An 8,483-nucleotide genomic window follows, 5' to 3' on the forward strand; every position below is an offset into this window, starting at 1 on the left:
GAAATACGAAAAAAAGCCCAATTCTTTTTTAGAATCAGACTTTTTCAGTGCCCTTGCACAATACCAGTTATCCGTGTATGCGCCGGAACTAATACAATCTTTTGGACTTACAACATCGCAGTTTTCATCTTTATTTACGGCGCCTATGATTGTAGCAATTTTCTTGAGTTTTGTAGAAGGAATGATTTCTGACAAGGTTGGTTCAAAGAAAGTCATTAATATTTCATTTGTTATAGCTGGAATTGGAATGATTGGGAGAGTTTTTGCAAATAGCTATATGCCATTTTTTCTTTGCATGGCATTAACCGGTTTCTCCAATATGTTTGTCAATATTAATGCATCCAAGATTACTGCAAGTTGGTTTGAGCAGGAAAAGCTAGGAATTTTGATGGGCATATTTGCATTTTGCGGACAACTTCCGGGAGCCTTTGCGACAGCAACGACGGCAGTTTTGTTTGATAGCAGGACATCTGCTTTTATTGTATCAGCAATATTCTGTATTAGTGTATTTGTTTTATGGTTGCTTTTTGTGAAAGATAAGCCAGAGGATACAATGGAAGAAAGGGAGAAGATAGATCAGGAAAATCAACCTTCCATTGGGGATTCTCTTGAGGTAGTACTTTCTAATAAAGGTATATGGCTGGTTTCTATTTGCATTATGATGGCTCTTGGCAGTACGGTAACTTTATCCACTTTTATGCCGATGGCATTGCAGACTATGTATGGAATAGATTTGAAAGTATGTGGTACGATTGCATCTATGTTGACATTGGGAAATTGTATTGGTTCTATTACAGGTCCCATTGTATTCTCTAAAATCAAAAATGTTAAAGTGTTTGTATCAGGAGCTGCCGTGTTGAGTTTTACCGGAATTATTATGTGTTGGAGATTTCCGTCCATATTCGTTTTACACATACTGGTTCTTTATACTGGAATTATGCTTGGAGCGTCAATGCCTATTTTCCTTTCCGCACCGGTTTTGTTAGAAGGACTTGAAACTAAATATGCAGGAAGTGCGGCGGGTGTCATCTCTACATTACAGCTTCTTGGAGCTGTTTTGATTCCAACTTATATCTTAACACCGATTGCGGGAGATAATTATAGTTTGTTGTTTATGCTTGCATCCATATGTATGGTAATTATGTTCCTCTGTGGGCTGTTACTCCCTCAGTTCGGAAACAATCAAAAGTAAGAATCACAAAATAAATGAAAATCTTCCTGTGTTGCAATGAAATTGCTGTCGCAAGCCAAATTTCAAGCATAGGAGGATGTCCAAATTAGAGTGTTTCGCAGATGAAGCAGGATATTAATAAATAGAGAAGCATATTTTCATCCAGGTAATCCAGTGAAATATGGAGCAGGTCTTCGATTTTTCGTAGCCGGTAGATCAAGGTGTTTCTATGAAGATGAAGCGTCCGGGCAGTCTCCGCTATATTTCTTCCGTTGATAAGATAGCATTTTAAATTATGAATGAGCGTGAGATCCTGCTCCATATGGCTTTGCCACAGGGATAAAACAGCTGGGTGGCAGAAGCCCGGCAAGGAGTTTTTTTCCTTAAGGACACCATATAAAACATGCGGAAAGGCTTCATCAAACCTTTGAATATGTTTTTGAGGCTCCAAAGGGTAAGATTTCATAAGCCTGCATTGTCCATATGCCATGGAAAGCTCCGTGAATCTAAAAAAACGGGTGCTTATATAGACCTTAAGGGAAAGCCGTTTTAGCAAATCCTCCAGTGCGGCGTATGATTTTTCATAATCAGGATCAAAATCCCGCCTGCGGCAAACTGCAACAATAGAATGTTCAAAATAGAGGACAACTCCATGAGGCAGAATATTTTTTATCTGATGAATATAGGCAGACTGACGGGTATCCGAGACGTCAGATTCCGGAAGGGAAAATTGATAAAGATACCAAATATCCTCGTTCGTATAATTTCTGGCTTGGAGATAATAAGAGGTAGAAAGCTCATCTGCCGGATATCCCTGTAAAAGCCGTATAACATAATAGTTTTCTTCATCCTGCAAAAGAAAAGCCTGAATCTGGTGATTCATAGCAAGCTCTGTAAAATGAACGACTTCTAATAACAAAGCCTTTTGTGCTTCCGTAAAGGGACCGTTCATATCTGTCGTACCGAATGCTCCAAAGTTTTTTCCCTCAAAATAAAGCGGAGCGGTCAGAGAGTGATGGGATGGATCCTGACGAAAGACGCTGGAGATTAAGCGGTTTCCGCTGTGAATTTCCTGCATAACTCTCTGGTGTTTGTCAGGATATATGGATTCTGTCGGTGTAAAGCCGAAATTGATAACCTCGTCCCAGAGAGTTCCCTCGATTTTTTCCTGAAATTTCCCGGTATAATGCAGCAGCTTTCCGGTTGGAGAAAAAAGGGCAATCGGGTTGCAAAGAAAGGTGGCCGCATAATCAAGCAGATCTGAAACGTCTTTGTTTTCGATAATTATATTTAGGCATTGCTCATACCAGGCATAGTACTTATCAAAAATATCCAGAAACTCACGGAATACCTTATGAAAAGGCTCGTCCGTATATAAGATGGCGGCATGCTCCATCCAGGAAGGGTTTATCTGTCCCTCCTTTGATCCGGTTTTGGTACAGAAAATCAGGAACCGGGGCTTACGTATATCCCATTCCCTATCAAGGAAAGAGCTCTCTTGTGTTAAATACAGAAAATCATTATCGATTATTTCCATGGAATCATCAAGCATGCGGGCATGCCGGAATAATTGATCTAAGCCCGTAGATTTATAAAAAATCCTGTATTTATCAGGAATCCAGTCAAGGATGACAGAAATGCTCATAGATTTCATTGCAAAAAACTCCTTTGGTTATTTTTGACGAAAAAAGACGGTATAAATGAATTATATAACTGATGACGGGAGATGGCAACTGCTTTACTATGAATATATAGAAAACACTGTTCAGGCGCCGACAGTTAGAGAGGAAATAATATAATTCAGACAAAAGGAAGGAGGCAATAAAAAGAGCTGAGGGAGCATCCTATAAAGGGGTATCGATTTTTTAATATTATAACTATATAGTTGAAAGGATTATTTTTTATGAAAAAGATATTGTTAAATGGAGTAGACGGAAATTTTGGAAGCAGATCAGCCCGTGTATTGCTGGAAAAATATCCTCATGAAGCTTTGATTTTTACGGCTCCAACAAAAAATGGTCTTGAAAAATACCAGGCAATGGGCATTGAAACCAGAATTGCCGATTTTAACAATGCGGAAAAACTGACGGAAGCATTTAAAGATGCGGATACAGTTATTCTGATCTCCATGCCATTCGTTGGACCGAAAAGAAGAGCGGCACATAAAATTGCAATTGATGCGGCTGTGGCGGCAGGTGTAAACAAACTGGTTTATACATCGATTGTAGGAGCCGGACATGAGGATATCAATGCTTACGAAGTAAACGATCATGTATGGACCGAAAGGTATATCAAAAAACAGCCCATCCATTATTTGATTCTTCGGGATTCCCAATATGCGGAAGCAATGGTCTCCACATTTGTGGAAGCAGTTGAAAATACAAACGGCATCATCCGCAATAACATGGGAGATGGGAAAATGGCATTTGTTTCGAGGGATGACTGTGCGCTTGCGGCGGCCTGTGCGGCAATGTCTGATTGGGAAGATCGAATTGTTGATATAAATGGAGCCGAGCTTCTGACAATTGCACAGTACATGGCAATCGCCTCGGAGGTTACGGGTAAAAAGACGGAATATCAATATATCAACGATGATGAGATGTATGAGTTCTTTGACTCCATCGGCGTTCCAAGGACAACGGAGGAAATGTGGGCGGACACGGCGAAGAACTTTCCATTTTGCTCAGATGGAATGGTGTCCTTTGGCAGGGCAATCCGTCTGAATCAAATGAGTACATTTACAGATGATTTTGAAAAGCTGACAGGGCAAAAACCCATCACGGTAAGAGAAATGTTTGAAGATATGGAAAATCATTTAATCGGAACAAGAACATCTACAGATAATTAAAAACAGTAGGAGGACGAAAAATGGCAGAAATGATGAATCCGGCGCTGGAAGGCGCCACCTTATTGTTCCCACAGGGATCTTTTATTACGGCATATGCTTATACGGGCGTGGAGGATGAGATCAAGGCATATCAGACCAGCGCATGGATTGGAACGGCGCTTATGACATCCCCCATTTATGATGTATACGGACCGGATGCCGTTAAATTAATGGGACAGGTTTGTACAAATGATTTTACCACGCTGGGAATGAACGGCATACGCCATGCCGTAATGTGCAATGAGAAAGGTCAGATTCTGACAGACGGCGTTGTAATCCGTATCGGAGAAGATCGTTACAGAACCTACTGGCTTGATCCGGTGATCTCTTATTATGTCAATACATCAGATCTGGATGTGCATGGCGAAAACATGAGCGGAAAGGAATATTTTATCCAGATTGACGGTGAAAAGTCCTTAGAGATTCTGGAAAACGCATTCCAGGCCAATCTTCACGACATCAAATTCGGCAGACATAGAATCCAGGAGGTAAACGGAAAACAGGTACGCATCATCCGGCTTGGCATGTCCGGCAACCTTGCTTATGAAATTCACGGAGATATGGCGGATTATGCGGAGATCTATAATCTGGTATGGGCGGCAGGTGAAAAGCTGGGAGCAAGAAAGCTTGGGCTCCAGGCTTATAACATGTTTAACCATACGGAGGCCGGATTCCCGAATATCAATCTTCACTATCCGCTTCCGTGGCTGGAAACCAGCGAGAAAATGACAGAATATATGCGCACAGTGCCTCAGTTATCCATGTTCAATCTCAATCGAAGGCTTCTCGGAAGTGTGGGGGATGATCTTCAGGCTCGCTTTGTTACTCCCTATGATGTGGGATGGGATTTCCTGATTAAATACAATCATGACTTCATTGGAAAAGAAGCCCTCCTTGAAATGTCGAAAAAGCCCCAAAAAAAATGCGTAACCCTGGAGTGGAACGCCGAGGATGTGGCAGAAGTCTTTGCAACCATGCTCAGCCCTGGGGAGGAACCCTGCGAGGATATTACCAAACCATGCGCTCTTGAATACTATTTCTGTGTCAGAGAGTTTGGTTTTGAGTACCGGGCGGATAAGGTGCTGGCTGCAGATAAGGAGATCGGGATCACAAGCGGAAAAATCATCTCTTATACCTATAACAGCATGATTTCTCTGGCCTTCATTTCCGCAGAATATGCCAAAGAAGGGACGGAGCTTGAAATACTCTGGGGAACGCCGGGAACCCGCCAGATGAAGGTTCGCGCAAAGGTTGCCAGATTCCCGTATAATCAGGATTATATCCGTAATGAAAAGCGGGATGTTTCGGATATACCTGTTTTTGAAAGATGAAACCGGAGATGATTACATAGGGAAAATAAAATTTATGTGTTCCCCTGCAGAGTTTTCAAGCTTTGCAGGGGATCTGCTGTTTACGGGTTTATTCTTTTAACTTAATACATATACCTGTATTAATTATTGAACATAATATAAAATTTATTTCTCATGTAGCAGATTATCTTGTAGATGTAGGAAGAAATGCAGGAAATAAAGGTGGAGAGACTATAATTCAGGGAAAACCAATAGAAGTTGTTAGGAACGTAGAATCATCATGGAATAATATAATAAATTGATTGACACCATATATGACACCATATATAATATAGATAGGAGGTATGACAAATGTCAAAATGGGATAAACTGATAACACGTATATGCAATTTATCGAAAGACCTCCGGTTTGATGAGTTACGGAAGGTATTGGAAAGTTATGGATACGAAATGAATGCACCAAGAAGTGGAAGTAGCCATTATACTTTCAGAAAACAAGGGTGTATGCCAATTACAATACCAAAGCATGAACCAATCAAGAAAGTATATGTAGAAATGGTAAGGCAGATTGTAGAAAGCGAGGCGAAGAATGATGAAGACGCTGAATGATTATATGGCAATGTCCTATCGTATGGAAATTGTGGAAGATAAAGATGAAGGCGGATTTGTAGTTTCTTATCCGGATTTGCCTGGTTGCATTACTTGTGGTGAGACAGTGGAGAGTGCGGTAGCAAATGCACTGGATGCAAAAAAAGCATGGATTGAAGCTGCATTAGAAGATGGTGTAGAGATTCATGAACCAGACAGTCTGGAAGACTATTCTGGACAGTTTAAATTGAGAATTCCGAGAAGTCTGCACAGATCACTGGCAGAGCATTCGCAGAGAGAAGGAATCAGCATGAATCAGTATTGTGTGTACCTTCTTTCCAGAAATGATGCAGTGTTCTCAAAATAAATGTTGTCAAACTTATTTACACCATTTACAATAAGTTGGCAACAAATTGGCAACAGAAAATCAGCGAGCCAAAATAATATATGCAATAGAAATAAAATAACGGCAAAAAAGATATAAAACTTAAACAAATATATTTAATAACATCTTTGGACTTGCCGAGTTTGAATAAATAAAAATTTCTAATGAATTATTTTAAATGACAGGCAGTCTACACGATTGCCTGTTGTTTTTCTAATAGCTGTATTTGTCATAAACAAATATCAAATTTGTTATCGTTGTAAAATTTCAACTGTGAATTTATTTATTAGATGATGTATGATATATTTTTAATATAATATTTTATATATTTGAAAAAATTAACGTGAAAGAGGAATTATTATGTATAAAATCAGAAAAATCAAATTTCAAGAGCATCCTATTTTGAAAAATTTGGAACTCGATTTTTGTGGAAAAGATGGGAAAGCATTCGATACAATAATCTTTGCTGGCGAAAATGGAACAGGAAAAAGTACGATTATAAATGCGCTATACGAAATAGCATCTTATACAGTTAAATATCCTGTGTTAGTTGAGTTTGAATATAAGGGAAAAATTTTTAGTATTAGATATTACTTAAAAGAGATTAATGGTGAAAATTATATATATGCTAATGACGAACAAGGAATGAATACATATATTGGATCTGGTGATATAAAGAACAGATATCCGTTTAGTGGTATTTTTTCTGATGTTGATATAAATTTTCATGCAGATGATGTTTCAACTGTGACGAGTTTAACACTTGATTCGATAAAAGATAGTAGACGTTCAACAGAAAAACTACCGACACAAATTAATCAACTACTTGTTGATATACAGTCCATGGATGATGGAGAGTTAGCTCGTGCGTATAGAACTGCAAAAGAATTAAAACAATCTGTTGAGGATATTGTTTTTCAAGAGCGTATGCCCCGATTTACAACCGCATTTAATAGGATGTTTGAAAGCTTAAAATATAGTCGAATAGAAAACGTGGGAGGTAAGAAATTGATTCTTTTTCGAAAGAATGGTATAGACATTCCGATTGATAATTTAAGTTCTGGTGAAAAACAAGTGGTTTATCGTGGCTGCTTTTTGCTTAAGGATGTAAATGCAACAAATGGAGCTTTTGTGTTTATTGATGAACCAGAAATAAGTCTTCATCCAAATTGGCAAGTAAAGGTAATGGATTATTATAAAGGTATATTTACAAATTGTGGAGAACAGACTTCTCAAATTTTTGCTGTTACACATTCACCGTTTGTAATTCATAATGACACACGAAGAAATGATAAAGTAATAATTTTTTCGCGTGACGATAATGGAGATATTGTTGTGAAAGATAAACCGGAATATTTTAAGTGTAATTCTATAGAAGCAGTTCAAGATGCCTTTCAAATTGATTTACCGGTTGATGAACAACCAGTTGTTTACTTAGAAGGTAGAACGGATGAAAAATATTTTAAGAAAGCACTTGAAGTTTATGGGTATGATGTAGATTTTAAATTCAAGTGGATTGGATATATTGATGAAAAGGGGCAGGAGGCAAATACCGGTAAAGATGCATTGAATAAGGCTGTATCCTTTTTGATAGCCAGAAATTCAGCGGTAAAAAGTGTTTGTTTATATGACTGTGATACCAACAAACCATTAAAAGAATTAAATAATGTTATTACTTTGAGCATTCCGAAATTTGAAAATTCTGCTGAGATTAGTATAGGAATTGAAAATGCGCTTGTTTTGGATAATATAGATATCAAACCATATAAAAAACAGCGAAAAGAAGTTGATGGATATGGAATAGAAAAATTGATTCCAGATTTTCAGAAAATGAAGTGTTGTGATGATATTTGTAATCTCGATGTCGAACAACTTAAGATTATTTTTAAGAATTTAAAAACGGTTATAGACCATATAATACAGTTGCTTAATGATAACAAGAATAAGGAATAATTTTAGACTTATCTGAAAGATAGTTATATTAATAAATATACTTTATGTTTTGATATATCAGTCTATGGGACAATTAGGTTATCAGAAACGAGCTTGTGACTTGAAAAAGTAAATTCCAGTGCAAAAGTAAATTCCACAGCACTTTAAATTTTGTTGTTTTTACGAGAGATTTTTAAGCAAAATCTCTCG

7 protein-coding genes are annotated in these 8,483 nt (G+C 37.9%); 6 read left to right on the forward strand and 1 reads right to left on the reverse strand.

What is annotated here, in order from left to right; translation table 11 throughout:
• Positions 1–1,192, forward strand: a 1,192-nt coding sequence (locus tag G5B11_RS17815; protein WP_173729238.1) for an MFS transporter, incomplete at its 5' end; no start/stop codon positions are given.
• An 85-nt stretch (positions 1,193–1,277) separates the two neighbouring features.
• On the opposite strand, the gene G5B11_RS17820 is transcribed toward G5B11_RS17815, so the two are convergent.
• Positions 1,278–2,825 (reverse strand): PucR family transcriptional regulator, encoded by a 1,548-nt coding sequence (locus G5B11_RS17820; RefSeq protein ID WP_173729239.1) that lies wholly within the window; start codon positions 2,823–2,825, stop codon positions 1,278–1,280.
• A 249-nt stretch (positions 2,826–3,074) separates the two neighbouring features.
• Here G5B11_RS17820 and G5B11_RS17825 point away from each other — a divergent pair, with 249 nt between their 5' ends.
• The 5 genes from G5B11_RS17825 to G5B11_RS17845 all read left to right on the forward strand — a co-directional run bounded on the left by G5B11_RS17825 (position 3,075) and on the right by G5B11_RS17845 (position 8,294).
• Complete coding sequence (locus tag G5B11_RS17825; RefSeq protein WP_118514200.1) at positions 3,075–4,019, forward strand: NmrA family NAD(P)-binding protein; 945 nt, start codon at positions 3,075–3,077, stop codon at positions 4,017–4,019.
• A 20-nt stretch (positions 4,020–4,039) separates the two neighbouring features.
• The gene (locus tag G5B11_RS17830) at positions 4,040–5,389 is read left to right on the forward strand and encodes an aminomethyltransferase family protein (RefSeq protein WP_118368515.1); all 1,350 of its coding nucleotides are present in this window, start codon (positions 4,040–4,042) and stop codon (positions 5,387–5,389) included.
• 330 nt (positions 5,390–5,719) lie between these two features.
• The gene (locus G5B11_RS17835) at positions 5,720–5,977 is read left to right on the forward strand and encodes a type II toxin-antitoxin system HicA family toxin (protein WP_055054195.1); all 258 of its coding nucleotides are present in this window, start codon (positions 5,720–5,722) and stop codon (positions 5,975–5,977) included.
• Positions 5,961–6,323, forward strand: a complete 363-nt coding sequence (locus tag G5B11_RS17840) for a type II toxin-antitoxin system HicB family antitoxin (RefSeq protein ID WP_117449528.1) — start codon at positions 5,961–5,963, stop codon at positions 6,321–6,323. Before G5B11_RS17835 ends, G5B11_RS17840 begins: the two co-directional genes overlap by 17 nt.
• A gap of 378 nt (positions 6,324–6,701) precedes the next feature.
• Positions 6,702–8,294, forward strand: a complete 1,593-nt coding sequence (locus tag G5B11_RS17845; RefSeq protein WP_173729240.1) for an AAA family ATPase — start codon at positions 6,702–6,704, stop codon at positions 8,292–8,294.
• The last annotated feature ends 189 nt before the right edge of the window (positions 8,295–8,483 follow it).

Origin of the sequence: Blautia glucerasea (assembly GCF_013304385.1) — a bacterium.
GTDB classification, from domain to species: Bacteria; Bacillota; Clostridia; order Lachnospirales; family Lachnospiraceae; genus Blautia_A; species Blautia_A ammoniilytica.